Origin of the sequence: Streptomyces sp. NPDC102406 (assembly GCF_044765725.1) — a bacterium.
Classification (GTDB): domain Bacteria; phylum Actinomycetota; class Actinomycetes; order Streptomycetales; family Streptomycetaceae; genus Streptomyces.
Genome location: NZ_JBIWKP010000003.1, coordinates 750,701 through 775,375, shown reverse-complemented (window position 1 = coordinate 775,375; position 24,675 = coordinate 750,701). Strand labels below are relative to the sequence as shown.

The window sequence follows — 24,675 nt, the reverse complement described above, 5'->3', positions numbered from 1 at the left end:
GGTCACGCTCCCCCGCGCAGGATGGAGTTGCCCTCGTGGGTGGCTTCCCGGGGCGTGACCGCATCGAGTTGGAGTCGACCGCTCAGGCCGTAGAAGGCGACCGGGTTGCGCCACAGGACCTGGTCGACGTCGTCGTCGGTGAAGCCCGCGGCGAGCATCGCGTCGGCGACCTTGCGGGTCTTGAGGGGATCGCTCCTGCCCCAGTCGGCCGCCGAGTTCACGAGCACCTTCTCGGCCCCGTAGAGGCGCAGGATCTCGACCATGCGGTCCTCGTCCATCTTGGTGTCCGGGTAGACGGAGAAGCCGAGCCAGCTCCCGGCGTCCTTGGCCTCCTTGACGGTGGTCTCGTTGAGGTGGTCGACCAGGACGTGGTCGACGGGGAGCGCGGACTCGCGGACCACGTCGAGGGTGCGGCGCAGTCCGGCGAGTTTGTCGCGGTGCGGGGTGTGGACGAGGGCGGGCAGCCCGTGGTCGGCGGCGAGTTGCAGTTGGACGGCGAGGGCCGTGTCCTCGGCCGGGGTCATGGAGTCGTAGCCGATCTCGCCGACCGCGACGACGTTGTCCTTGACGAGGTAGCGCGGCAGCGCGTCCAGGACGGGGGTGCAGCGCGGGTCGTTGGCCTCCTTGGGGTTGAGGGCGATCGTGCAGTGGTGCGCGATGCCGTACTGGGCGGCGCGGAAGGGCTCCCAGCCGAGGAGCGCGTCGAAGTAGTCGAAGAAGGAGGCGGGCGAGGTGCGGGGCTGACCGAGCCAGAAGGAGGGTTCGACGAGGGCGCGGACCCCGGCCGCGTACATGGCCTCGTAGTCGTCGGTGGTGCGCGACGTCATGTGGATGTGGGGGTCGAAGATGCGCATCAGGACTCCTCCTTCACGGGTGCCGTCAGGGTGAGTACGCGGTGCAGGTCCTCGGGGACGGGCCGGCCCGCGGCGGTGCGCTCCTGGGCGAAGTCGTCGAGCATGCGGGCGAGTTCGGTGTCCCCGTCGGCGCGCCGGCCGAGCTCGGCGACGGCGTTCACGGAGACGCCGGTGAACAGGCATTTGAGGACGGCGTGCCGCCAGTCGTGGGCGGGCAGGTGCTCGGCGCCGTACGGTCCGACGGCGGCGGCGACGAGCCGGGTGTCGTTGGTGCGCAGCGCGTCCTCGACGAGGGGCAGGCCGTCGGGGCCCGGTACGAGGTGGGGCAGCGCCTCCAGGACGGCGCGGCGTTCGGCGGCGGTGCCCTGCGCGTACAGGCGGGTGAGGGTGGCCGTGTCGGCGCGGGCCGCGTGCAGCAGGAGGACGCGGGTGGCGTCGGCGTGGTCCTGGCCGGTGCGGCGACCGGCCTCGGCGAACCGCAGCTCCCATACGGGTGGGGCGTGTTCGTCGCGCGGCCCGGTGTGTGCCGCCGCTTCGGCGAGGGCCTGGTCGAGCCAGGCGCGGGCGGCGCCGGTCAGCGCCGTGTTGAGATGGGCGCGGAGTGCCGCGATGGTGGTGGGGCGGGTCATGCGCTGCCTCCTCGTGCTGCTGCTCGGAGGAACTCCAGGGAGCGGGCGGCCAGTTCGGGGCCCGCGTGGGAGTGCCGGGGCAGTTCGACCACGGTCAGGCCCTGGTAGCCGGTGGCGGCGAGCGCGTCGAGCACCGGTGGGAAGTCGATCTCCCCGTCGCCGAACGGCAGGTGTTCGTGGACGCCGCGGCGCATGTCCTCGATCTGGACGTGCCGCAGCCAGGGCGCCGCCGCGCGGACGCATGCGGCCGGCGGGTCCGGTTCCAGGCACTGGCAGTGCCCGATGTCGAGGGTGAGGCCCAGGGCGCCTGGGCTGCCGAGGGCACGGCGCAGGCGGTGGAAGTCGGCGAGCGTCGCCAGAAGGTGACCGGGTTCGGGCTCGATGGCGAGGGGGACTCCGGCGTCGGTGGCGACCTCCACGACCGCCCCGAGTTCTTCGGTCAGGCGCTTCCACGCGGTGTCCGGGTCGGTGCCGTCGGGGGTGATGCCGCTGAAGCAGTGCACCGCGTGGGCGCCCAGGTCCGCGCCGACCCGCACGGCACGGACGAGCAGCCGGGTGCGGGCCGCGCGGGCGTCCGGGTCGGGATCGAGAAGGGAGGGGCCGTGTTTGCGGCGCGGGTCGAGGACATAGCGGGCGCCGGTCTCCACGGTCGCCGTGAGGTGGTGCCGCTCCAGGGTGCGGGCCACCTGGCGGGTGCGGGCCGCGAGGTCCGGGGCCAGCGGATCCAGGTGCATGTGGTCGAGGGTGAGACCCACACCGTCGTAACCGAGGTCGGCGAGGAGAGCGAGGGCGTCGTCGAGCCGAAGGTCGGTGAGGCCGTTGGTGCCGTAGCCCCAGCGGGGGGCGGTGCGGCCAGCGGAGGCGGGGGCGGTGCGGCCGGCGGGGAGGGGGGCGGTGTGCGGGCTGCTCGGGGTGCTGTCAGGCGCGGCGCTGCTAGGAGCACCACCCGAAGCACCACCCGAAGCACCACCCGAAGCACCGCCCGGGGCGCTGCTCGGCGTACCGCTCCGGGTGTTCCGCGGTGCGTGAGGGCTCATGTCACGCTCACCTTCCTCGCGAAGCGGCGGGCCAAGGGGGCGAGGGCGGCGGTGGTCAGGGCCGTGGCCGGGGATCCCGCGCGGGCGGACAGGGCCGCCTGGAGCGGGATCATGGCGCGGATTCCGGCGCCGACGGCGCGTTGGGTCAGTGGCGGGGACGGGTTCAGGGTGGCGTGGAGGAGGGGGCGGACGGCGGTGGCGGCGTATGCGGTGGGACCCGGCAGGCCGAGGGGGGCTGCTGCGCCTCGGCCCACCGGGAGCTTGAGGAGGTGCACGGTCAGGGCGGCTGTGGTGGTGAGGGCCGCCGCGGGGGCGGCCGGTGTGCCGCCGGTCGTCTCGTTGCGGGACACCGTCGTCACGGCGGCGGTGTGCGTGGCGAGGGTCAGCGCGGAGGGCACGGCGGCCCGGAGCGCCCCGATGGGCCTGAGGCTCGTACCGCCACCGGCGGTCTCGGCACCGGCGGTCTCGGCACCGGCGAAGGCGGCACCGGCGAAGGCGGCACCGGTTCCGGCGGCGCGGGAGGCGGCGGCGCGGGAGGCGGCGGCGCCCAGCAGGAGGTCCAGGCCCCTGGCCGCGCCCATGGCCAGCGGTCCGGCGGGTGTTCGTTTCAGGCCCAGGTCGTACGCCCAGACCGTGGCCGCGAGCGCCGCGCCCAGCGCTCCCGGGACACGACCGGCGCGGCACGCCAGCCCCAGGCCCGCCGCGGTGAACGCGCCGGCGGCGACGAGCGCCGCGGCCGGGCGGATCCGTCCCGAGGGGATCGGGCGGTGGGGGCGGTCGACGGCGTCCTCGGCGCGGTCCGCCCAGTCGTTGAGCGCCATGCCCGCCTCGTACAGGCACAGGGAGGAGCCGAGGGCGAGGAGGGTGCCGCGACCGGGGCGGGCGCCGACCGCGGCGGCACCCGCGAGGGCGTCGCCGGGGACGGTGAACAGGGCGGGCAGGCGCAGGAGTTCGGCCCAGGCGCGTCGTCGCCCGCGGCTCATCGCGCGTCTCGCAGCCGCTGGGCGAAGTCCACCAGCGCGGCGAACTGCTCGCCGAGCGCCGACGAGGAGTCGCCGTCCGGGTCCTTGAAGTAGAACCCGAGTTCCGGGCGCGGGCCGGTCAGTCCGGTCTCGGCCGCGCGCAGCAGCAGCCGCGCCAGGTCGAGGACGAGGGGTGCGGCGAGGGCCGAGTCGCAGCCCTGCCAGGTGGTCTGCAGGACCATGCGGGCGCCGAGGAAGCCGTCGAAGGCGATGTGGTCCCAGGCGGTCTTCCAGTCGCCGAGTGCGGGCACGTCGTCGATGTGGACCTCGCCCTGGGGGGCGGCGCCGAGGGTGTCGACGAGGACGCGTTCCTTGCCGGCGTTCTTGGCGGCGGCAGCGGCGGGGTCGGCGAGGGCGGCGCCGTCGCCGCCGCCCAGGAGGTTGGTGCCGGACCAGGCGCGTACGGCGAGGGCGCGTTGCAGGAACATCGGGCCGAGTACGGAGCGCAGGAGGGTTTGTCCGGTCTTGCCGTCGCGGCCCGCGTAGGGGACGGAGGCGGCTTCGGCCGCGGCGGCGAGCGCCGGGTGGTGCAGGCCCGTGGAGGGGGTGAAGTTGACGTACGGGCAGTCGGCGCGCAGGGCGGCGGCGGCGTAGAGGGAGCTGGGCGGCAGGAGCCCGTCGGCCTCGGGTGCGGGTTCGGTCGAGGCGACGTTCACGACGACGGCGCCCGCGAGGCCCTGGTCGCGTACGAAGTCGCGTATGTCGGTGGCGAAGGTGGTGATCAGCTCGTCCTGTGTGCGGCCGTCGTCGCGGCCGGGCAGGGGGCCACCGGGTCTGATCCGGCGGTCGGCGGCGGCGAGTTCGGCGGCGACGGCCGAGGGCAGGCCGTGCGGCAGGACACCGCCGGCGGCGAGTTGTTCGGCGCGTTTGGGCAGCGGGCAGTCGACGGTGTCGTGGCCGCCGAAGACGAGCGAGGACAACGTTGGCAGACCCGCGTCCGCGAAGGGGGCGGTCTCGGTGACCATGCCGGTCGGTGGGTGCAGGCCAGCGGCGACGGCGGCGCAGCCCGCGACGGCGGTGGTGGCGACGGAGCCGCGTGCTCCGACGAGCCAGACACCGAAGCGCGGGGCCGGGGAAGAGGAGGACGGGGAGGGGGAGGAGAGGGGGGAAGGGGTGGACGGTTCGGCGGACATGGGCAGCCTCCTTGTCGAACACGAACCGGGGTCGTACGCGATACGGGTGCCGGATGTGGCCGGTGGAACCGGTGCGACTGGTGGGACTGGTACGGCTGGTGGGACCGGCATGCGGAGGGAACCGGCATGCCGGGTGGGACGGCGGGCGGAGGTCCGGCGTCCTCCGCCCGCCGTCGTTCTAGTCGCCCGTGGTGGGCAGTTCCTTGAGCTGGATGTCGCGGTAGGTGACGTGGTCGTCGGCGCCGTGGTTCTGGATGCCGATGTAGCCGTCGGTCAGGCTCCGCTCGGGGTCCTTGTTGGTGAAGTCGTTGATCTTGACTCCGTTGAGGAACACCTGGAGGCGTTCGCCCTGGACCTTGATCTCGTAGGAGTTCCACTGACCCGGCGGGCGCAGGACCTGGTCACGGGCCTTGATGTTCGCCGCCTTGAACGTGTAGACGGAACCCGTGGTGCGGTCCGCCGCGTCCGTGGCGTCGATCTGGATCTCGTAGCCCTTGTTCACCGCGGACCAGGGGTCGTCGGAGGCGGGGAAGCCCACGAAGACACCGGAGTTGTCGTCGCCGCGCATCTTCCAGTCGAGCTTGAGCGAGTACGACTTCAGCTCCTTGGCCTGGTACCAGAGGAGGCCCATGCCGCCCTCGGACTCCAGGGTGCCGTCCTTGACGACGAACTTGCCCGGGCCGGCCTGCTTCCAGCCGTCGAGGGACTGGCCGTTGAAGATCGGCCGGTAGTCCTTGCTCGGCTTGCAGTCCGCCTTGGCCTGGCCGCTGGCGTACTTCAGGCCGCCGAGCAGGTGGGCGCGGAAGGCGTCGTCCGCGTAGGACTCCTTGGTGTGGCCGAGGCCGGTGTAGAAGGAGCGACCGCCGCCGTAGCTCTGGCACCAGGCGATCGGGTGGTCGCCCTTCATGGTGCCGCCCTGGTACGTCGTCTCGTCCAGCGAGGCGAGGACGTGCACCTTGTCGCGCGGGTTGGTGCGGTAGTTGTACAGCTCGTCGGTGCGCTCCCAGGCCTTGCCGAGGTGGGCGGTGGCCGGGTTGGCGGAGTCCTCGACGCGCACGGTGGCCTTCTGGATGGCCGGGTGGGAGTCGAAGTAGGCGCCGACGAGGTTGCCGTAGTACGGCCAGTCGTACTCGGTGTCGGCCGCGGCGTGGACGCCCATGTAGCCGCCGCCCTTGGCGATGAACTCCTCGAACGCCTTCTGCTGGGCGTCATTGAGGACGTCACCCGTGGTCGACATGAAGACGACCGCGTCGTAGCGGGCGAGGTTGTTGGTGGTGAACTGGGCGGCGGACTCGGTGGCGTCGACGGTGATGTCGCTGCTCGCGCCGAGTTGCTTCAGGGCCGCGACGCCCTCGGGGATCGCGTCGTGGCGGAAGCCGCCCGTCTTGGAGAAGACGAGGACCCGTTTGGCGCCCTTCACCGGGGGCTCGCCGCTGATCTCGAAGTCGTCGATGTCATAGAGCGCGCCGGCACCGCCCTTGAAGACGAGGTACAGATCGGTGGTCTTCCTCGGGACGTTGCGCAGCGGCACGTCGACGTTCTGGAACGTGTCCCAGCCGCCGGTCACCGGGACCGTGGTGGAGCCGAGGAGGGTGCCGGTCGCCGATCCGGCGCGTACCTCGAGGAAGCCGCCCGCGCCGCCGGAGGAGATCCGGGCGGTGAGCTTCTTGGCTCCGGTGAGGTTGTAGGGGCTGAAGGAGATCCAGTCGCCGTCGTGGATGTCGCCGACGGTCCGGCCGCCGTTGGCCTGGGTCTTGTTCTGGAGCGTGGTGCCCTGCTGCTTGGTGTAGTGCTCGGCCTGGCGGTGGCGCGGCTGGAGCTGGACCTGGTCGTGGGTGGTGAGGGGGGCCTGGCCCCCTCCGCCGCCGTCGGTGTACTCGGCGTCGAGCACGCCGTAGATGTTGGCGTTCGGGTCGTGCTCGGCGTCGGCGGGCGCGGTGATGGTGCCTTCGCAGCCGTTGGCCGAGGTGATGGCGTGGGCGTGGTTGTCGTGCCCGAGGAGGTAGCGCACGGTGACCTTGGAGCAGTCGATCGTGCCGTCCTCCGGGTCGCTCACCGCGACCTTGAAGGGGATGGTGTCGCCGAACTTGAACAGCGCGCCGTTCGGCGGGTTCTGGAACTTCACCGACGGGGCGGTGTTGCCGACGACGATGCGGACGTTGGCGGAGCCGGTGCGTCCGGTCCCGTCGGAGCCGGTGACCGTCACCACGTACGTGCCGTCCGTGCGGTACGTGTGGCTGGGGTTCGCGCCGGTGCCCTTGGTGCCGTCGCCGAAGTCCCAGGCGTACGTGATCGGGTCGTTGTCGGCGTCGGTGCCGGTCGCCGTGAACGTGGTGCGCAGGGGCGACTGGCCGGACGTCCTGGTGGCCTTGGCCTCGACGATCGGCGAGTGGCCTCCGGTGGCGTTCTCGATGCGGTACAGCGCCGAGTGCTCGTCGCCGCCGAACCAGGAGAGGCCGTAGTCGAGGACGTAGAGCGCGCCGTCGGGACCGAAGGCGCTGTCCATGACCTGGGTGCCGGACCACGGGAAGTCGTTGATCTTCGAGACGTTCCCGGAGCCGTCCTGCTCGATCCGCTTGATCCACTGGCGGCCGAACTCACCGGCGAAGAAGTCGCCGTCGTACTCCTCGGGGAACTTCACCGGGGAGTCGAGGTTCGCGTCGTAGCGGTAGACCGGGCCCGCCATCGGCGACTCGGAGCCGGAACCGAACTCGGGCACGGAGGCGTTGTCGTACGGGATCCAGGCGGGCTGGGCCGGCGGCAGATCGGTGAGGCCCGTGTTGTTCGGCGACGTGTTCTTCGGCGCGTCGCAGTCGAAGGCGGCGCCGGACACCTTGGTGGCGAAGTCGTAGTCGACGTAGGCGTCGTTGGCGCCGGTGCAGTACGGCCAGCCGAAGTTGGCCGCCTTGGTGATCTTGGCGAACTCGACCTGTCCGGCCGGTCCCCGCTTGGGGTCGGCGGCACCGGCGTCCGGCCCGTAGTCACCGACGTAGACGGTGCCGGTGGGCTTGTCGACGCTGATGCGGAACGGGTTGCGGAAGCCCATCGCGTAGATCTCGGGGCGGGTCTTCTCGGTGCCGGGCGCGAAGAGGTTGCCGGCGGGGATGTCGTAGCTGCCGTCCGCCTTCACCTTGATGCGGAGCACCTTGCCGCGCAGGTCGTTGGTGTTGCCGGAGCTGCGCTGCGCGTCGAAGGCCGGGTTGCGCTCCGCGCGCTCGTCGAGGGGGCTGAAACCGTCGGAGGCGAAGGGGTTGGTGTCGTCGCCGGTCGACAGGTACAGGTTGCCGTCGGCGTCGAAGTCGATGTCGCCGCCGACGTGACAGCACGTGCCGCGCGAGGTCTTGACCTCAAGGATGTTCTTCTCGCTGGCCTTGTCGAGGGTGCCGTCCTCCTTGAGGACGAAGCGGGCGAGGCGGTTCACGCCGTCGAACTTGGCGAAGTCGGCGGCGGTGCCGGTCTCCGGGGCGTCACCGGCCGGGGTGTTCAGCGGCGGTGCGTAGAAGAGGTAGATGAACCGGTTGTCCTTGAATCCCGGGTCGACGCCGACGCCCTGGAGGCCCTCCTCGTCGTGGCTGTACACGTCGAGCTTGCCGGCGACGGAGGTGGAGCCGCCCGCGTCGGTCAGGCGCAGGGTGCCGTCGCGCGAGGTGTGCAGGACACTGCGATCGGGGAGGACGGCCAGCGACATGGGTTCGCCGGTCTCGTCGGCACCCTTGGCGAGGGTGACCTGCTGGAAGTCGGCGTCGGCGGCGGGCGCGTCGGGTTCCGGGTGCGCGCCGGCCGTGCCGGGCGCCGCCAGCACGAGCGACGAGCCGACCAGCACGGAGCCGGTGAGCACGGCGAGCGTGGTGCGGAGTCTGGAACGCCGGGTGGTACTGCCTTTGCTTCTGCTTCTGTGCACGAAGTCCCTCCGGGAACGGGGTGGGCCGTACGGAACGGGTGCGAAGACGTGCGGTGCGGGCGCCGGGGTGCGCCGTCACCCCGGAGATGCGTGTGACTTCAACGATTCAGTGGTGTGTCGGTGGCATTTCGGTGATGCTCCAGGGACCGTAGCCGCGTTCGTCCGGTGCGAACACCCCTTGCGTCGGCTTTGGTTGAGCTTTTTCCCAACGCAGGACAAAGACGGTCCAGAGACGGTCCCTGGAGTCGTTCACCTGTTGAACGCGGCGTCGAAGGACGCGCTCGGCGGTTCGAAATCGAGCGTGCGCAGGTGGCTGAGTGCCTCCGGAGCGCCCTGGAGGCGGTCCATGCCGGCGTCCTCCCACTCCACCGAGATCGGCCCCTGGTAGTCGATCGAGCGGAGCATCCGGAAGACGTCCTCCCAGGGCACGTCGCCGTGGCCCACGGAGACGAAGTCCCAGCCGCGGCGCGGGTCGCCCCAGGGCAGATGGGAGCCGAGGCGCCCGTTGCGGCCGTCGAGGCGGCGCCGGGCCTCCTTGCAGTCCACGTGGTAGATGCGGTCGCGGAAGTCCCACAGGAAACCGACCGGGTCCAGGTCCTGCCACACGAAATGGGAGGGGTCGAAGTTGAGGCCGAAGGCCGGGCGGTGGCCGACCGCCTCCAGTGCCTTGTGCGTCGTCCAGTAGTCGTACGCGATCTCGCTCGGGTGGACCTCGTGGGCGAAGCGCACGCCCTCCGCGTCGAACACGTCGAGGATCGGGTTCCAGCGCGCGGCGAAGTCCTCGTAGCCGCGTTCGATCATCGCCTCGGGGGCCGGCGGGAACATGGCGACCAGGTGCCAGATCGAGGAGCCGGTGAAGCCGATGACGGTGTCGACCCCGAGGGCCGCCGCGGCGCGGGCCGTGTCCTTGATCTCGGCGGCGGCCCGCTGCCGTACGCCCTCGGCCTCGCCGTCGCCCCAGATGCGGGCGGGCAGGATCGCCTCGTGCCGCTCGTCGATGATGGCGTCGCAGACGGCCTGGCCGACCAGGTGGTTGGAGACGGCCCAGCACTTGAGGCCGTACTTGTCGAGCAGCGCGTGGCGCCCCTTGACATAGTCGGGGTCGGCGAGCGCCTTGTCGACCTCGAAGTGGTCGCCCCAGCAAGCGAGTTCGAGGCCGTCGTAGCCGAAGTCGCGGGCCAGGCGGCAGACCTCTTCGAGCGGCAGGTCCGCCCATTGACCGGTGAACAGGGTGAACTGGCGTGGCACGGTCGTCAGCCTCCTCAAGCCTGGACGGGGGTGTAGACGGAGTTCTTCGCCGCGCTCTCCTCGACCGCGGCGAGGACGCGCTGCACCTGGAGCCCGTCGGCGAACGACGGTGTCGGCGCGGTGCGTTCGGCGACGGCGTGGACGAGATCGCGGGCCTGGTGGACGAAGGTGTGCTCGTAGCCGAGGCCGTGGCCCGGCGGCCACCATGCCGCCAGGTAGGGGTGCTCGGGTTCGGTGACGAGGATGCGGCGGAAGCCCGCGCTGACGCCGGGTTCCGTGTGGTCGTGGAAGAACAGCTCGTTGAGGCGCTCCAGGTCGAAGGCCAAGGAGCCGCGCTCGCCGTTGAGTTCGACCTTCAGCGCGTTCTTGCGGCCGGTCGCGAAGCGGGTCGCCTCGAAGGAGGCGAGGGCGCCGGAGGCGAAGCGGCCGGTGAACAGGGCCGCGTCGTCGACGGTGACCTGGCCGACCCCCCCTCCCCCGGTGGCCGTGAGCCCGCTCGACGCGCCGTCCGGGACGGGGCGCTCGCGGACGAAGGTCTCGGTGAGAGCCGAGACGCCCGCCACCGGCTCGCCCGCGAGGTACTGGGCGACGTCGACGGCGTGCGCGCCCAGGTCGCCGAGCGCGCCCGAGCCGGCGTACCGCTTCTGGAGCCGCCAGGTCAGCGGGAAGGAGGGGTCGACGAGCCAGTCCTGGAGGTAGCTGACGCGCACGTGCCGCAGGGTGCCGACGCGGCCCTCCGCGACCATGCGGCGGGCGAGCGCGATGGCGGGCACCCGCCGGTAGTTGAATCCCGTCATGGCGACGAGTCCGCGTTCGGCCGCCTGCTGGGCGACCTCGGTCATCGCCTCGGCCTCCTCGACGGAGTTGGCCAGCGGCTTCTCGCACAGCACGTGTTTGCCCGCTTCGAGCGCCGCGACGGCGATCTCGGCGTGGCTGTCGCCGGGCGTGCAGATGTCGACGAGGTCGACGTCGTCACGCTCGATCAGCACCCGCCAGTCCGTCTCGGCGGCGGCCCAGCCGAGCCGGTCGGCCGCGGCGCGCACGGCGGCGCCGTCGCGGCCGCAGACCGCGGCGAGCCGGGGGGTGAGCGGCAGGTCGAAGACCCGGCCCACGGTGCGCCACCCCTGGGAGTGGGCGGCGCCCATGAACGCGTAGCCGACCATGCCGATCCCCAGGGTCGGCTTCACCTCTGCGTCGTCGTCGCCCGTAACCCGAGCCGTCGTACCCGTGCTGCTGCCTGCCATGCGGAAGTCCTCCTCGTCCACGCGGTGATCGCCAGGTGCCTCGTGCCGGCGCCCGTCACTTGAAGCCGGTCGGCATGTACTGGTCGACGTTGTCCTTGTCGACGACCGCGGAGAACAGGGTCACGTGTGCGGGGATCTCGAACTCGGCCATGCCGCTGATGCCCTTGCCCTGGCCGAGCGCGCGGGCGAGGTCGATGGCGGACGCGGCCATGGTGGGCGGGTACAGGACGGTGGCCTTCAGGACGCTGTCGTCGGCCTCGATGGCCTGCATCGCGGAGAGCGCGCCCGCGCCGCCGACCATGAGGAAGCCGTCGCGGCCCGCCTGCTCGATGGCGCGCAGGGCGCCCACGCCCTGGTCGTCGTCGTGGTTCCACATGGCGTCGAAGCTCTTCTGCGCCTGGAGGAGCTGCGCCATCTTGGCCTGGCCCGACTCGACGGTGAAGTCGGCGGCCTGGCGGGCCACCTTCTCGATGTTCGGGTAGTTCTTGAGGGCGTCGTCGAACCCTTGCGTGCGCTGCTTGGTGAGTTCGAGGTTGTCGATCCCGGCCAGCTCGATGACCTTGGCGTTCTTCTTGTCCTTGAGCTTCTCGCCGATGTAGTTCCCGGCGCTCAGGCCCATGCCGTAGTTGTCGCCGCCGACCCAGCAGCGGTAGGCCTGCGGGGTGTTGAAGATGCGGTCGAGGTTGACGACGGGGATGCCGGCGCGCATCGCCTTGAGCCCGACCTGGGTGAGCGCCTTGCCGTCGGCGGGCAGGACGACGAGGACGTCGACCTTCTTGTTGATGAGGGTCTCGACCTGGCCGATCTGCGCGGCCGTGTCGTTCGAGCCCTCGGTGGCTTCGAGGGTGACGTCGGAGTACTTCTTGGCCCGCTCCTTGGCGTTCTCGTTGATGGCGTTGAGCCAGCCGTGGTCGGCCTGCGGTCCGGCGAAGCCGATGGTGACCTTCTTGCCGGGCTTGTCGTCGGCGACGGGCTGGTCGGCGGCCTTGCCGCTGTCGCCCTTGTCGCTGGGCTCGTTGCTGGTGCAGGCCGTGAGCAGACCGCCTGTGGTGACGGCCGCGGCCGCGCCGAACAGGAGTCCTCTGCGGCTCGTGATCTCTGGCATGGCGTCGTCCCTTCCCGGGGCGTGAGAGGTCAGGAGTGGGTGTTCGCTGTGCGTCGCTGGACCAGGACCGCGGCGACGATGATCGCGCCCTTGGCGATCTGCTGGACGTCGCTCTGGAGGTTGTTCAGCGCGAAGATGTTGGTGATCGTGGTGAAGATCAGGACACCGAGGACGGAGCCGACGATGGTGCCGCGTCCGCCGGTGAGGAGGGTGCCGCCGATGATGGCGGCGGCGATGGCGTCGAGTTCGTACAGGTTGCCGTTGGTGTTCTGGCCCGATCCGGCCAGCACGATCAGCAGGAACGCGGCGATGCCGCAGCACAGGCCGGACAGCAGGTAGAGGTACAGGCGCTGACGGCGTACGTCGATGCCGGCGAGCCGGGCGGCTTCCGCGTTGCCGCCGACGGCGACCGAGCGGCGGCCGAACGTGGTGCGGTTCAAGGCGAGCCAGCCGATGACCGTGACGGCGGCGAAGACGAGGACCAGCGGCGGGATGCCGAGGATGTAGGAGTCCCGCTCGCCCAGCTCCAGCACGCTGTCGACGGTGACCACCTGCGTCTTGCCGTCGGTGATCTGGAGGGCGAGGCCGCGGCCCGAGGCGAGCATCGCGAGGGTGGCGATGAAGGGCACGAGGGAGCCGTAGGCGATGAGGACACCGTTGACGAGGCCGCAGGCCACACCGACGACGATCGCGGTGAACAGGATGCCGAGGAAGCCGTACTCCTGGGTCGCGACCGTGGTGGCCCAGCAACTGGCCAGGGCGACGATCGCGCCGACGGAGAGGTCGATGCCGCCGGAGATCATCACGAAGGTCATGCCGACGGTGACGACGCCGATGACGGAGGCCTGCGTGAGGATGAGCTGGACGTTGTCGGTGTCCAGGAAGGAGTCGGGCTGGGTGATGCCGCCGATGACGGCGAGGGCGGCGAGGACGCCGAGCAGGGAGAGGGTGCGGACGTCCAGGCGGACGGCCCTGACGTTCTTGGGGGCCGCGGCGCGCTGGGGCTCCGCCGGGCGGGTCGGGGTGGCGGGCTGCGTCATGGCGCCTGGGTCCCTTCTGGTCGGGGTCGTACGTGCGAGAGGGCGGGTACGGCGCTTCGCGTCATGCCGGCGCTCCTTCCATGACCAGGTCCAGGACCCGGTGTTCCGTCAGTTCGCGCGCCGGGGCCTCGTGGACGACGCGGCCCTCGCGCAGGACCAGGACGCGGTCGGCGAGGCCGAGGACCTCGGGGACCTCGCTGGAGACCATGAGGACGGCGAGGCCGTCGTCGGCGAGGCGGCGGATGACGGCGTACAGCTCGGCGCGGGCGCCGACGTCGACGCCGCGGGTCGGCTCGTCCAGGAGCAGGACCTTGCAGCCGCGGAGCAGCCAGCGGGCCAGTACGGCTTTCTGCTGGTTGCCGCCGGAGAGGGTGCGCACGGGGACGGAGGGGTTGTCCGGGCGCAGCGACAGCTCGCGGGTGGCCCGGTGGGCGGCCTCGTTCTCCCGGCCCCGGTCGACCCAACCCCCGTGCGCGAAGCGGGACATGGAGGAGACGGAGACGTTGCGTGTCACCGACTCCAGCATCAGGAGCCCTTGGGCCTTGCGCTCCTCGGGTGCGAGGCCGAGCCCCGCGCGGACGGCGGCGCGGACGCTTCCCGGCCGCAACTGCCGCCCGTCCACGCTGACCTGCCCGGTCGTGGGTTTGCGGGCGCCGTAGATCGTCTCCAGGATCTCGGAGCGGCCCGAGCCGACCAGTCCGGCAAGGCCGACGATCTCACCGGGGCGGATCTCCAGGTCCAGTGAGGCGAACTCGCCCTCGCGGGACAGGTCCTTGACGCGCAGGACCGGCTCGGCCGTCGGCGTGGACGGCGGGCGGTCCGGGAAGACGTACTCGACGTTGCGGCCCGTCATCAGGGCGACCACGTCACGGGTGGGCGTGTCCTTGGCCGGGAGTCCCCCGGCGACGGCCCGGCCGTCCTTGAGGACGGTGACCCGGTCGCCGATGCGCCGGATCTCCTCCAGGCGGTGCGAGATGTAGACGACGGCGACGCCGTCCGCGGTGAGGTCGCCGACGATGCGGAAGAGGTTGTCGACCTCGTCGGGGTCGAGCGCCGCCGAGGGCTCGTCCATGACGATGAGCCGTACGTCGTGGGAGAGGGCCCGGGCCATGGAGACGATCTGCTGCCCGGCGGCGGAGAGGTCCCCGACCAGGGTGCCGGGGGCGATCTCGCCGTGCCCGAGGCGGGCGAGCAGGGCCGCTGTCACCGCCCTGGCGTCCCGGCCCCGTACGACGAAGCCCGCGGCGGTCGGCTCGTGTCCGAGGAAGACGTTCTCGGCCACCGAAAGGCCTTCGACCAGGTCGAGTTCCTGGTAGATGGTGGCGATACCGAGACGCATCGCGGCGATCGGCGAGCGCAGGGTGACCGGTTCCCCGCGCCAGGTGATGGCGCCCGCGTCGGGCTGGTGGGCGCCGGCGAGGACCTTGATGAGCGTGGATTTGCCCGCGCCGTTCTGGCCGAGCAGGCAGTGCACCTCGCCGGGCCGGACGTCGAGGTCGACGCCGTCGAGGGCGCGTACGCCGGGGAACGACTTGGTGATGCCGTTCATGGTGAGCAGCGGTGAATCTGGTGCCGAAATTGCCATGGCGGTTCCCCCAGCAGCGGGTGCGGGCCGGTTTCAGGGCAGGGCAGAGCAGGGCGGGGCGCTGTGCGGTGGTGGTGCGGGTGGTGCTACGCGGGTGAGAACAGGTGGTCGCTGATGAGGCGGGCGCCGCCGATGACTCCGGCGGTGGGGCCCAGCTCGCCCAGGACGATGGGCAGGTTTCCGGTCGCCAGGGGGAGCGACTGGCGGTAGACCTGGGTGCGCAGGGCGGCGAGGAGCGTATGGCCGAGGCCGGTGACGCCACCGCCGATGACGACCAGGCCGGGGTTGAAGAAGCTGACCAGGGAGGCGATGACCTGGCCGGTGCGGTTGCCGCCCTCACGGATGAGGTCGAGGGAGGTTCCGTCACCGGCGGCGGCGGCCACCGCCACGTCGGCGGCGCTGAGCTTTCCGGCCACGTCCAGGCGCCCGGCGAGTTCGGGCGAGCGCCCGTCCCGGGCGGCCTCCTCGGCGTCGCGGGCGAGTGCCGCGCCGCTGAAGTAGGCCTCCAGGCAGCCCCTGTTGCCGCAGGCGCACTGCCTGCCGTCGGGTTCCACCTGGATGTGCCCGATGTCGCCGGCCGAGCCGGTCGTGCCGCGGTAGACCTCACCGCCGACGACGATGCCGCAGCCGATACCGGTACCGATCTTGACGCAGAGGAAGTCGCGTGCGGAGCGGGCGACGCCCGCGTGCTGCTCCCCCACCGCCATCAGGTTCACGTCGTTGTCGACCATGACCGGGCAGCCCAGCTCCTGGCTGAGTGCCTCGCGGACCGGGAACCCGTCCCAGCCGGGCATGATCGGCGGGGCGACCGGGACGCCCTCGGGGAAGCGGACGGGCCCCGGCACGCCGATGCCCGCTCCGTCGAACCCCTCGGCGAGCCCTGACGCCTTCAACTTGGCTGCCATGGCGAGGACTTGCTCGAAGACCGCGACCGGTCCCTCGCGTACGTCCATGGGCTGGGTGATGTGCCCGAGGACCTCCAGCTCGGCGTTGGTGACGGCGACGTCGACCGAGGTCGCGCCGATGTCGACGCCGAGGAAGCGGAGGCCGGGCGCGAGCCGGATGTTGTGGGAGCGGCGGCCACCGCGCGAGGCGGCGAGTCCGTCCGCGACCACGAGTCCGGTCTCCAGGAGGCGGTCCACCTCGACGGCCAGCTTGGAGCGGGACAGATCGATCTGGTCGCCGAGCTGGGCCCGGGAGTTGGGCCCTCCGTCGCGCAGCAGTCGCAGCAGGCGCGCCTGGTGCGCGTTGGCGGGTCGAGCCGTCATACGTCTCACGTGCCCCTCCCCGCCTCTTCGGGCTCCGGTGCCTTCGCCGTTCTTTCGATGGGGAACGTAGCAGTGCCTGCCGGGTGTGGGAAGAAGTTGCGCAGGAATTACCCATGACTTTCTCCAGTCACAGGACAAAGATGCGCCGTCCCGTAGTCTGGCCGCCGCACACGACAACACGGCACGAAGCAGGGGGAGTTCGGGCATGACGTCGCAGACGGCACCACGACAGGACGGGGAGGGGACCGGCCGGGCGGAGCCCGTGGTCCCGCAGCGGGTCACCTCGCTGGAACTCTTCTTCGACCTGGTCTTCGTCTATACGCTGACCCAGCTCACCGTGCTGATCGCGCACGACCTGTCCTGGGCCACCGCGGGCCGCGTCGTGCTCATCTTCATGGTCCTGTACTGGATGTACTCCGCCTACGCCTACCTCACCAACCAGGTGCCGCCCGACCGGCCGTCGCGCCGGACGCTGATGCTGCTCGGCATGGCGGCCTTCCTCGTCTGCGCCCTGTCGATCCCGCATGTCTTCGACCCCCACTCGAACGCGGGCGTCGTCTTCGGTCTCGGGCTGCTGCTGGTCGTCGTGGTCCACAGCGTCCTGTACACCCGCAGCCACGGCCATGACGTGATCTGGTACGCCGCGCCCAACTCCCTCGCCGCGCTCGCCGTGACCGGCGCGGGTCTGTGCACGGGGTTGCTCGCGGACGGGCTGTGGGTGCTGGCGATCGCCCTCCAGTTCGTGACGCCGCTGATGGCCGAGTACGGGCCGACGCGCGGGTCGGGCCGCGCCACCGCGGAACTCCGGGCCCAGATGGGCGCGTTGCACCCCGGGCACTTCGTGGAGCGGCACGGGCTGCTGCTGATCGTGTCGTTCGGCGAGTCGGTCATCGCGATCGGGGTCGGCATCGGCGATCTGCCGTTCACGGTGAGCGTGTTCACCGGTGTCTTCCTGGCGCTCGCCCTCGCCGGGGCGCTGTGGTGGACGTACTTCGTGCGCGACGAGGGCGGGGCCGAGCACGCGTTCGCCGCGACACCGGCCGACCGGCGCTGGCGCCTCGCGATGACCGCGTACTACTACGCGTTCCTGCCGATGCTGCTCGGCGTCGCGTTCCTCGCCGCGGGGATCAAGAAGTCGCTGGGGCACATCGGTGAGGAGCTGCACACCGGTCCCGCGCTCGCCCTCGCGGGCGGGGTCGCGTTGTTCCTGGCGGGGGACGTGGCGTTCCGGGCGGCCATGCGGCTGTTCCCGGTGGGCTACCGGGCGCTCGCGGTGCCGGTGGTGCTCGCGACGGCCCTGCTCGGCCTGCGCGTGTCCGCACTGGCCCAGCTCCTCGCGCTGGTCGTCGCGCTGGTGGCCATGCTCGCCGCCGAGGCACGCCGGTCCCCCGGTGCGGCACGGACCTGATCGCTGATCCGTTCCCGCCCGGCCGGGCGGGGACGGCCACGTGCACGATCCGATTGAGGGAGTGGGATCTTGAGTCCGATCGACGGATACAAACTGCTGGAGCAGGCGCACGACTTCCTACGGGCCGCCGTGCGCGGTGTCCCGGCGGACGGCTGGGACCGGCCGACGCCGTGCACCGAGTGGACCGTGCGCCAGGTGTTGAACCATGCCCGCCTCGACCAGCAGGCGCTGGTGATGCAGGTGGCCCCGATCGCGCCGGCCGGAGACCCGTTCGCGCCCGAGGACTCGCTCGGTCCCGACCCGGCAGGTGAGCTGGAGGAGGTGCTGCGCGCGGTCACGGCGGCCTGGGAGTCCGTCGGCCGGTCGGCGACCGACGTGCCGACGCCCTTCGGGCCCGTCCCGGCCTGGCTGGGCACGGCCGCCGCCGCCCTGGACGCGGGCGTGCACGCCTGGGACATCGCGCGGGCGACCGGTCAGGCCCTTCCCCTGACGGACGAGCTGGCCGCCGGGCTCCAGGTCCCGGCCGACCGGTTCGTCGACTTCGTCCGTGACACCTTCCACAAGTACGCCCCGGCCGTGCCCGTCACGGCGGAGGCGGGCGCGGCGGAGCGGCTGCTGGCGTTCACGGGCCGCGACCCGCACTGGCGGGCGGACGGCTGAGGGGACCGGCCCGCCGCCGACGGGTCTACTCCTGGTTGCGGTGGTGGTACGTCTCGCGGGTGTGTTCCGTGTGCGCCCGCATCACCGCTGACGCCCGTGTCTCGTCGCGGGCCGAGATCGCCGCGATGAGTTCGCGGTGCTCGATCCAGGACTGCTTGCCGCGCTGGCGGGCGACGGGCTGGTAGTACCAGCGGACGCGGGCGTCGACCTGGCCGGCCAGCTCGGCGAGGACCACGTTGCCCGCGAGCTCCATGACCTTCGCGTGGAACTCGGCGTTCGTCGCGACGACCAGGTCGACGTCCCCGTCGGCGACGGCCCTCTCGCCCCTGGCGCAGAGTTCCTCCAGGGCGCTGATGCCGGTCTTGCCCGCGCCGGCCGCGGCGAGCCGGGCCGCCTCGGCCTCCAACAGAGTCCGCACGGTGAGGAGTTGGTCCGCCTCCTCCTCCGTCGGCTCGTGCACGAACGCGCCCTGCGCCGGGCGCAGATCGACCCAGCCCTCGGTGTTCAGGCGCTGAAGCGCCTCACGGACCGGCTGGCGCGAGACCCCGAGGTGCCCGGCCAGCTCGCTCTCGACGAGGTGCTGGCCGGGCTGGAGGGCGCGGGTGGTGATGAGGGCGAGCAGCGCCTCGTAGACCCGCTCACGCAACGGGCCGGGGCGCTCCAGCTTGGGCACCGCCCCCTGCGGCAGTCCTGTGGACAACATCGCGGTCCCCTCCTGGGCTTCGAGCGTCCGGCGCGCCGATTCCGGTCCCGGATCGGGTGTCCGCGGCCCGCAACGGCGTCGGCACGGTGCGGAACACTCGATTGTCTTTGGAATACAGTTTACCGAGCACAATCGCTACCACCAGGGGCAGTCGGCCTCGTCACATCGCACGCGCCTCGGCTCAGGGACAGCGCACGACCTGGCCCGCGTACGAGAGGTTCCCGCCGAAGCCGAAGAGGAGCGCGGGCGCCCCGGTCGCCAGTTCGCCCCGTTCGATCAGCTTGGACAGCGCCATGGGCACGCTCGCGGCGGAGGTGTTGCCGGAGTCGACGACGTCCTTGGCCACCACCGCGTTGACCGCGCCGATCTTCTCGGCGAGGGGTTCGATGATGCGCAGGTTGGCCTGGTGCAGCACCACCGCGGCGAGGTCGGCCGGGTCGAGGCCCGCCTTCGCGCAGGCCTCGCGGGCGAGCGGCGGCAGTTGCCGGGTCGCCCAGCGGTAGACGGACTGGCCCTCCTGGGCGAAGCGCGCGGGTTCGCCCTCGATGCGGACGGCGTTGCCCATCTCCGGGACGGAGCCCCACAGGACGGGCCCGATGCCGGGCTCCTCGCCGTCGGCGCACGGCTCGATCACCACGGCGCCCGCGCCGTCGCCGACCAGGACGCAGGTGGAGCGGTCGGTCCAGTCGGTGACGGCCGACATCTTGTCCGCGCCGATGACCAGGGCGCGGGTGGCGGCGCCTGCGCGCAGCGTGTGGTCGGCGGTGGCGAGGGCGTGGGTGAACCCGGCGCAGACGACGTTGAGGTCGAGTGCGGCCGGGGACGGGACGCCCAGGCGGTGGGCGACGCGGGCCGCCATGTTGGGTGAGCGGTCGACGGCGGTGGAGGTGGCGACGACGACCAGATCGATGGCGTCGGCGGTGAGGCCCGCCGCGGCCAGCGCCTTGGCGGCGGCGTGCGCGGCGAGCTCGTCGACCGGTTCGTCGGGGCCCGCGATGTGCCGGGTGCGGATGCCGACGCGCGAGCGGATCCACTCGTCGTCGGTGTCGACCATGCCCGCCAGATCCTGGTTCGTGAGGACTCTGGCGGGCTGGTAGTGGCCGATGCCGACGATGCGCGAACCGTTCATGGAGGTCCCCTCGTGTAGCTGGCTCGCCCCCGTGCGAGCTGCGGACGTTCAAGTCTGCTCAGCGACCGGCGAGTACGAGGTGACGTAAGCAACAGGATTGTGGGGCCTTGGTTGGAGAGTTCCACCCGATCAGCCGGTGAAGAGCTGTGTCGCCTTTTGCACCAGTTCGTACAGGCCGTAGGCGAGCGGCGCCCCCACCCACAGCCAGGCGAGGGTGATCAGGCCCCGGCGCCTAGGCGGGCTGCTGGTGGTCACGGTCGGCGGTGGTGTCGGCGCTGTCATCGGCGGGCTCCCTGGGGGCGGGGACGTGGTGGCGGACGTGGACGGGGCGGATGAGTTCGTTGGCGACGAAGCCGACGACCAGCAGTCCGATCATGATCGTGAACGACAGGCCGTAGAGGGACGAGCCGTGCTTCCCCGCCTCCTCCTGGCTGTCGGAGACCCGGTTGACGATGAGCGGGCCGAGGACGCCCGCGGCCGACCAGGCGGTGAGCAGCCGACCGTGGACGGCGCCCACCTGGTAGGTGCCGAACAGGTCCTTCAGATACGCGGGGACGGTCGCGAAACCGCCTCCGTAGAAAGAGAGGATCACGAGGGCGCACAGGACGAACAGGGGCTTGGAGGAGTCGCCGTACAGGGCGATGAGGAGGTACATCAGGGCGCCCGCGCCGAGGTAGAGGCGGTAGACGTTCTTGCGGCCGACGAGGTCGGAGGCGGAGGACCAGCCGATGCGCCCGGCCATGTTCGCGGCGGAGAGCAGCGCGACGAATCCGGCCGCCGCGCTCGCGCTCACCGGGGTGTCGGTGTCCTGGAAGAAGTCGGTGATCATCGGTGCGGCCTTCTCCAGAATGCCGATCCCGGCCGTCACGTTCATGCACAGGACCAGCCAGAGGCACCAGAACTGCGGCGTGCGGATCGCCTCCTTCGCCGAGACCTGGGGGCCGCTGGGGGTCTGCCGCTCGGTCGCCCGCGCCTTCGGCGCGGCCTTCGGTACGCGGACCAGGAGCACGCCCAGCGTCATGAAGACCGCGTAGACGAGGCCGTGCACGAGGAAGGCGAGGGCGATGCCGTCGCTGTCCGCGCCGAAGGACTCCAGCATGTGGGCGCTCCACGGCGACGCGATGAGCGCGCCGCCGCCGAACCCCATGATCGCGATGCCGGTGGCCATGCCGGGCCTGTCCGGGAACCACTTGATCAGGGTGGAGACCGGGGAGATGTAGCCGATGCCGAGGCCGATGCCGCCGACGAAGCCGTAGCCGAACACGATCAGCCAGTACTGCTCGGTGGCGGCGCCGAGGGCGGAGAGCAGGAAGCCCGAGGAGAAGCAGACGAGGGCGACGGTCATCGCCCAGCGCGGGCCGTTGCGTTCGACGAGGGTGCCGCCGAACGCGGCGGACAGGCCGAGCATCACGATGCCGAGCTGGAACGGCAGCGCGCTCTGGGTGCCGCTCAGGCCGAGAGCGGATTCGAGGGGCGGTTTGAAGACGCTCCAGGCGTAGGCCTGGCCGATGGAGAGATGGACGGAGAGCGCGGCGGGCGGTACGAGCCAACGACTCCAGCCGGGGGGTGCGACGGGGGGCCTCATGATCGAGAACCGTAGGCAGGGACAGGAGTGTTGGGAAGAGGCAGTGGTTCGGTCCGTACCTGTGCGCGGAGTCTTGTCGACCCAAGTTCCATACTGTAGACAATATTCCATCGACAGTCTCGCTGCTTCTCTCTTCGGACCGCCACTGCCCGTGCGAGCGGGGCGGAGCCGAACCCTCGACGCGGACGGAGCCAGCCAGTGAAGGTCGCAGTCCTCGGCGCCGGAGCGATCGGCGCCTATGTCGGAGCCGCGCTGCACCGCGCGGGCGCCGACGTCCATCTCGTCGCCCGTGGACCGCACTTGGCGGCCATGAGGCACCACGGTGTCCAGGTCGTCAGCGCGCGCGGGGACTTCACCGCGCGGGCCCACGCCACCGACGACCCGGCCGAGATCGGGCCCGTCGACTATGTGTTCCTCGGCCTGAAGGCCAACTCGTACGCGGCGTGCGGGCCGCTGATCGAGCCCCTGCTGCACGACCGTACGGCCGTGGTCGCCGCGCAGAACGGCATTCCCTGGTGGTACTTCCACGGGCACGGCGGCCCGTACGACGGCCGACGGCTCGACAGCGTCGACCCGGGCGGCGCCGTGAGCGCGGTGCTCGCACCCGAGCGGGCCGTCGGCTGCGTCGTCTACGCGGCAACGGAGCTTGTCGCACCGGGAATCGTCCGCCACCTGGAGGGGACACGGTTCTCCGTCGGGGAGCCGGACCGTACGGTGTCGGCGCGCTGCGCCGCGTTCAGCGACGCGATGCGGGCGGGCGGCCTGAAGTGTCCCGTCGAGCCGGATCTGCGCTCCGACATCTGGATCAAGCTGCTCGGCAACATCTCCTTCAACCCGATCAGCGCGCTGGTGCGCGCCACGATGCGGCAGATGTGCCGGCACGGCGGCACCCGCCGGGTCATCGAGATCATGATGGCCGAGACGCTCGCCGTCGCCGCGGCCCTCGGCTGCACGCCCGACATCTCCGTGCAGCGCCGCCTGGCCGGCGCCGAACGGGTCGGCGACCACCGCACCTCCACACTCCAGGACCTGGAACGCGGAAAGCCCCTGGAACTGGACGTGTTGCTGGCCGCGGTCGTGGAGCTGGCGGACATCACCGGCGTCGAGGTGCCGACCCTGCGCACCGTGCACGCCCTCTCGGACCTGCTCGCCCACGGCATGAGGAGGGACGCCGCATGAGCATGAGGCAGCAGCGGCGCGACCGTACCCCGAAGACCTACACCCGGCTCACCCACCCACTCGTGCGCGAGACGCCGGGCGACCGCCGCTCCCCGTTGCGGCGCGCCACCTGGGACGAGGCCCTGACGGCGGCGGCCGACGGCTTCCGGCGCACCCGCGAGGAGCACGGCCCGGACGCCTTCGCGATGCTGTCCTGCGCCCGCGCCACCAACGAGATGAACTACGTGGCACAGAAGTTCACCCGCGTCGTCATGGGCACGAACAACGTCGACTCCTGCAACCGCACGTGCCACGCGCCGAGCGTCGCCGGACTGTCGGCGGTGTTCGGCTCGGGCGGCGGCACCTCCTCGTACGAGGAGGTCGAGCACACGGACCTCATCGTCATGTGGGGCTCCAACGCCCGCTTCGCGCACCCGATCTTCTTCCAGCACGTCCTGAAGGGCATCCGCAACGGGGCGCGGATGTACGCCGTCGACCCGCGCCGCACCTCGACCGCCGAGTGGGCGGAGGGCTGGCTCGGTATCGACGTCGGCACCGACATCCCGCTCGCGCACGCGGTGGCCCGCGAGATCATCGCCGCCGGTCTGCACAACAAGGCGTTCGTGGAGCGGGCGACGACCGGCTTCGAGGAGTTCAGGGCGCTCGTCGAGCCCTGGACCCTGTCCCTGGCGGAGCAGGTGACCGGCGTCCCCGCCGCCGCGATCAGGGAACTGGCGCACGCCTACGCGCGGGCCGAACGCGCCCAACTGTGCTGGACGCTCGGCATCACCGAGCACCACAACGGCACCGACAACGTCCGGGCGCTCATCAACCTGTCGCTGCTGACCGGCCACGTCGGCCGGTACGGCGCCGGGGTGCAGCCCCTGCGCGGGCAGAACAACGTGCAGGGCGGCGGCGACATGGGCGCCATCCCCAACCGGCTCCCCGGCTTCCAGGACCTCCTCGACGACGGGCACCGCGTCAAGTTCGAGCAGGCCTGGGACACCGTCATCCCGCCGCGGTACGGCATGACCCTCACCGACATGTTCGAGGCGATGGAGCACGGGCGACTGCGCGCCGTCTACTGCGTCGGCGAGAACCCCGCGCAGTCGGAGGCCGACAGCGAGCAGGCCGCCCGTCGCCTCGCCGCCCTCGACCACCTCGTGGTCCAGGACATCTTCCTGACCAGGACCGCCGGGATGGCCGACGTGGTGCTGCCCGCGACAGCGGCGTGGGCCGAGACCGACGGCACGACGACCAACAGCGAGCGGCGCGTGCAGCGCGTACGGGCCGCGCTCACCCCGCCCGGCGAGGCCCGCGAGGACATCGACATCATCTGCGACGTCGCCGCCCGCCTGGGCCACGACTGGAAGTACGCGGACGCCGAAGCCGTCTGGAACGAGCTGCGCGCCCTGTCGCCCGACCACTTCGGGATGACCTACGACCGCCTGGAGGAGCTCCAGGGCCTGCAATGGCCCTGCCCCGACATGGACGAGCTGCCCTCCTCGTACCTGCACGGCCGGCTGTGGGAGGCGGACCCGGCGCGGCGCGGGCGGCGCGCGCCGTTCGGGCTCGTCGAGCACGATCCGCCGGTCGACCTGACCGACGAGGCGTACCCGCTCCGGCTGACCACGGGGCGCCGCCTCGACTCGTACAACACCGGTGTGCAGAGCGGGAGTTTCGCCTCGCCGCTGCGGCGCGGCGAGTACATCGAGCTGTGCCCGGAGGACGCCGAACGGTACGGGGTCGCGGTCGGCGAGGAGGTGCGGGTCCGCTCGCGGCGCGGCACGGTCACCGCGCCGGTCTGGGTCGATCCGGGTCTGCGTCCCGGGCTCGCCTTCATGACCATGCACTTTCCCGACGAGGTGGACACCAACGCGCTGACCATCGAGGCGAACTGCCCGATCGCCGGGACGGCGGAGTTCAAGGCGTCGGCGATACGTGTCGAGAAGCTGACCGTGTGAGC

At 71.6% G+C, this 24,675-nt stretch carries 20 protein-coding genes; 4 read left to right on the top strand and 16 right to left on the bottom strand.

All coding sequences use genetic code 11. From position 1 onward, the window contains the following. Window positions 1-2: 2 nt before the first annotated feature. The 12 genes from ACIRF8_RS17405 to ACIRF8_RS17350 form a co-directional block, all read right to left on the bottom strand. On the bottom strand, window positions 3-854 hold the full coding sequence (locus ACIRF8_RS17405) for a TatD family hydrolase (protein ID WP_404215650.1): 852 nt from the start codon (window positions 852-854) through the stop codon (window positions 3-5). Beyond that, complete coding sequence (locus tag ACIRF8_RS17400) at window positions 854-1,483, bottom strand: EboA domain-containing protein (protein WP_404215648.1); 630 nt, start codon at window positions 1,481-1,483, stop codon at window positions 854-856. The genes ACIRF8_RS17405 and ACIRF8_RS17400 overlap by 1 nt, the downstream gene beginning before the upstream one ends. Beyond that, window positions 1,480-2,520 (bottom strand): sugar phosphate isomerase/epimerase family protein, encoded by a 1,041-nt coding sequence (locus tag ACIRF8_RS17395; RefSeq protein WP_404215646.1) that lies wholly within the window; start codon window positions 2,518-2,520, stop codon window positions 1,480-1,482. The genes ACIRF8_RS17400 and ACIRF8_RS17395 overlap by 4 nt, the downstream gene beginning before the upstream one ends. Then, on the bottom strand, window positions 2,517-3,503 hold the full coding sequence (locus ACIRF8_RS17390; RefSeq protein ID WP_404215644.1) for an SCO3242 family prenyltransferase: 987 nt from the start codon (window positions 3,501-3,503) through the stop codon (window positions 2,517-2,519). Before ACIRF8_RS17390 ends, ACIRF8_RS17395 begins: the two co-directional genes overlap by 4 nt. Then, window positions 3,500-4,675, bottom strand: a complete 1,176-nt coding sequence (locus ACIRF8_RS17385; protein WP_404215642.1) for an inositol-3-phosphate synthase — start codon at window positions 4,673-4,675, stop codon at window positions 3,500-3,502. The genes ACIRF8_RS17390 and ACIRF8_RS17385 overlap by 4 nt, the downstream gene beginning before the upstream one ends. Window positions 4,676-4,853: 178 nt before the next feature. After that, window positions 4,854-8,576: a ThuA domain-containing protein gene (locus ACIRF8_RS17380; RefSeq protein ID WP_404215640.1), complete on the bottom strand. Its 3,723-nt coding sequence runs from the start codon at window positions 8,574-8,576 to the stop codon at window positions 4,854-4,856. Window positions 8,577-8,825: 249 nt separating this feature from the next. Then, a complete protein-coding gene (locus ACIRF8_RS17375) occupies window positions 8,826-9,824 on the bottom strand; it encodes a sugar phosphate isomerase/epimerase family protein (protein WP_404215637.1) in 999 nt (332 codons plus the stop codon). Window positions 9,825-9,838: 14 nt separating this feature from the next. Continuing rightward, complete coding sequence (locus ACIRF8_RS17370; RefSeq protein WP_404215635.1) at window positions 9,839-11,068, bottom strand: Gfo/Idh/MocA family protein; 1,230 nt, start codon at window positions 11,066-11,068, stop codon at window positions 9,839-9,841. Between the two features lie 55 nt (window positions 11,069-11,123). Beyond that, window positions 11,124-12,173: a substrate-binding domain-containing protein gene (locus ACIRF8_RS17365; RefSeq protein WP_404215633.1), complete on the bottom strand. Its 1,050-nt coding sequence runs from the start codon at window positions 12,171-12,173 to the stop codon at window positions 11,124-11,126. 29 nt (window positions 12,174-12,202) lie between these two features. Further along, window positions 12,203-13,213, bottom strand: a complete 1,011-nt coding sequence (locus ACIRF8_RS17360) for an ABC transporter permease (RefSeq protein WP_404215631.1) — start codon at window positions 13,211-13,213, stop codon at window positions 12,203-12,205. 61 nt (window positions 13,214-13,274) lie between these two features. Then, the gene (locus ACIRF8_RS17355; protein ID WP_404215927.1) at window positions 13,275-14,762 is read right to left on the bottom strand and encodes a sugar ABC transporter ATP-binding protein; all 1,488 of its coding nucleotides are present in this window, start codon (window positions 14,760-14,762) and stop codon (window positions 13,275-13,277) included. A 122-nt stretch (window positions 14,763-14,884) separates the two neighbouring features. Beyond that, window positions 14,885-16,066 (bottom strand): ROK family protein, encoded by a 1,182-nt coding sequence (locus ACIRF8_RS17350; RefSeq protein WP_404215629.1) that lies wholly within the window; start codon window positions 16,064-16,066, stop codon window positions 14,885-14,887. A 205-nt stretch (window positions 16,067-16,271) separates the two neighbouring features. Between ACIRF8_RS17350 and ACIRF8_RS17345 the strand changes: the two genes are divergently transcribed. Together ACIRF8_RS17345 and ACIRF8_RS17340 are read left to right on the top strand one after the other, a co-directional pair. After that, on the top strand, window positions 16,272-17,474 hold the full coding sequence (locus ACIRF8_RS17345; RefSeq protein ID WP_404215627.1) for a low temperature requirement protein A: 1,203 nt from the start codon (window positions 16,272-16,274) through the stop codon (window positions 17,472-17,474). 69 nt (window positions 17,475-17,543) lie between these two features. Continuing rightward, window positions 17,544-18,134 (top strand): TIGR03086 family metal-binding protein, encoded by a 591-nt coding sequence (locus ACIRF8_RS17340; protein WP_404215625.1) that lies wholly within the window; start codon window positions 17,544-17,546, stop codon window positions 18,132-18,134. A gap of 25 nt (window positions 18,135-18,159) precedes the next feature. Here ACIRF8_RS17340 and ACIRF8_RS17335 read toward each other — a convergent pair whose 3' ends face one another. The 4 genes from ACIRF8_RS17335 to ACIRF8_RS17320 form a co-directional block, all read right to left on the bottom strand. Then, on the bottom strand, window positions 18,160-18,837 hold the full coding sequence (locus tag ACIRF8_RS17335) for a GntR family transcriptional regulator (RefSeq protein WP_404215623.1): 678 nt from the start codon (window positions 18,835-18,837) through the stop codon (window positions 18,160-18,162). 181 nt (window positions 18,838-19,018) lie between these two features. After that, window positions 19,019-19,966: a beta-ketoacyl-ACP synthase III gene (locus tag ACIRF8_RS17330; RefSeq protein ID WP_404215621.1), complete on the bottom strand. Its 948-nt coding sequence runs from the start codon at window positions 19,964-19,966 to the stop codon at window positions 19,019-19,021. Between the two features lie 129 nt (window positions 19,967-20,095). After that, window positions 20,096-20,221, bottom strand: a complete 126-nt coding sequence (locus tag ACIRF8_RS17325; RefSeq protein ID WP_404215935.1) for a hypothetical protein — start codon at window positions 20,219-20,221, stop codon at window positions 20,096-20,098. Continuing rightward, a complete protein-coding gene (locus tag ACIRF8_RS17320; protein ID WP_404215619.1) occupies window positions 20,199-21,551 on the bottom strand; it encodes an OFA family MFS transporter in 1,353 nt (450 codons plus the stop codon). Before ACIRF8_RS17320 ends, ACIRF8_RS17325 begins: the two co-directional genes overlap by 23 nt. 198 nt (window positions 21,552-21,749) lie before the next feature. Between ACIRF8_RS17320 and ACIRF8_RS17315 the strand changes: the two genes are divergently transcribed. Both ACIRF8_RS17315 and ACIRF8_RS17310 read left to right on the top strand, forming a co-directional pair. Further along, window positions 21,750-22,730: a 2-dehydropantoate 2-reductase gene (locus ACIRF8_RS17315; RefSeq protein WP_404215617.1), complete on the top strand. Its 981-nt coding sequence runs from the start codon at window positions 21,750-21,752 to the stop codon at window positions 22,728-22,730. After that, window positions 22,727-24,673, top strand: a complete 1,947-nt coding sequence (locus ACIRF8_RS17310; RefSeq protein WP_404215615.1) for a molybdopterin oxidoreductase family protein — start codon at window positions 22,727-22,729, stop codon at window positions 24,671-24,673. Before ACIRF8_RS17315 ends, ACIRF8_RS17310 begins: the two co-directional genes overlap by 4 nt. The last annotated feature ends 2 nt before the right edge of the window (window positions 24,674-24,675 follow it).

Excerpts from the sequence above, each read along its gene's own strand:
- ACIRF8_RS17405 (WP_404215650.1), bottom strand. The coding sequence starts at position 854 with ATGCGCATCTTCGACCCCCACATCCACATGACGTCGCGCACCACCGAC.
- ACIRF8_RS17400 (WP_404215648.1), bottom strand. The coding sequence starts at position 1,483 with ATGACCCGCCCCACCACCATCGCGGCACTCCGCGCCCATCTCAACACG.
- ACIRF8_RS17395 (WP_404215646.1), bottom strand. The coding sequence starts at position 2,520 with ATGAGCCCTCACGCACCGCGGAACACCCGGAGCGGTACGCCGAGCAGC.
- ACIRF8_RS17390 (WP_404215644.1), bottom strand. The coding sequence starts at position 3,503 with ATGAGCCGCGGGCGACGACGCGCCTGGGCCGAACTCCTGCGCCTGCCC.
- ACIRF8_RS17385 (WP_404215642.1), bottom strand. The coding sequence starts at position 4,675 with ATGTCCGCCGAACCGTCCACCCCTTCCCCCCTCTCCTCCCCCTCCCCG.
- ACIRF8_RS17370 (WP_404215635.1), bottom strand. The coding sequence starts at position 11,068 with ATGGCAGGCAGCAGCACGGGTACGACGGCTCGGGTTACGGGCGACGAC.
- ACIRF8_RS17365 (WP_404215633.1), bottom strand. The coding sequence starts at position 12,173 with ATGCCAGAGATCACGAGCCGCAGAGGACTCCTGTTCGGCGCGGCCGCG.
- ACIRF8_RS17360 (WP_404215631.1), bottom strand. The coding sequence starts at position 13,213 with ATGACGCAGCCCGCCACCCCGACCCGCCCGGCGGAGCCCCAGCGCGCC.
- ACIRF8_RS17355 (WP_404215927.1), bottom strand. The coding sequence starts at position 14,762 with ATGAACGGCATCACCAAGTCGTTCCCCGGCGTACGCGCCCTCGACGGC.
- ACIRF8_RS17350 (WP_404215629.1), bottom strand. The coding sequence starts at position 16,066 with ATGACGGCTCGACCCGCCAACGCGCACCAGGCGCGCCTGCTGCGACTG.
- ACIRF8_RS17345 (WP_404215627.1), top strand. The coding sequence starts at position 16,272 with ATGACGTCGCAGACGGCACCACGACAGGACGGGGAGGGGACCGGCCGG.
- ACIRF8_RS17335 (WP_404215623.1), bottom strand. The coding sequence starts at position 18,837 with ATGTTGTCCACAGGACTGCCGCAGGGGGCGGTGCCCAAGCTGGAGCGC.
- ACIRF8_RS17330 (WP_404215621.1), bottom strand. The coding sequence starts at position 19,966 with ATGAACGGTTCGCGCATCGTCGGCATCGGCCACTACCAGCCCGCCAGA.
- ACIRF8_RS17320 (WP_404215619.1), bottom strand. The coding sequence starts at position 21,551 with ATGAGGCCCCCCGTCGCACCCCCCGGCTGGAGTCGTTGGCTCGTACCG.
- ACIRF8_RS17310 (WP_404215615.1), top strand. The coding sequence starts at position 22,727 with ATGAGCATGAGGCAGCAGCGGCGCGACCGTACCCCGAAGACCTACACC.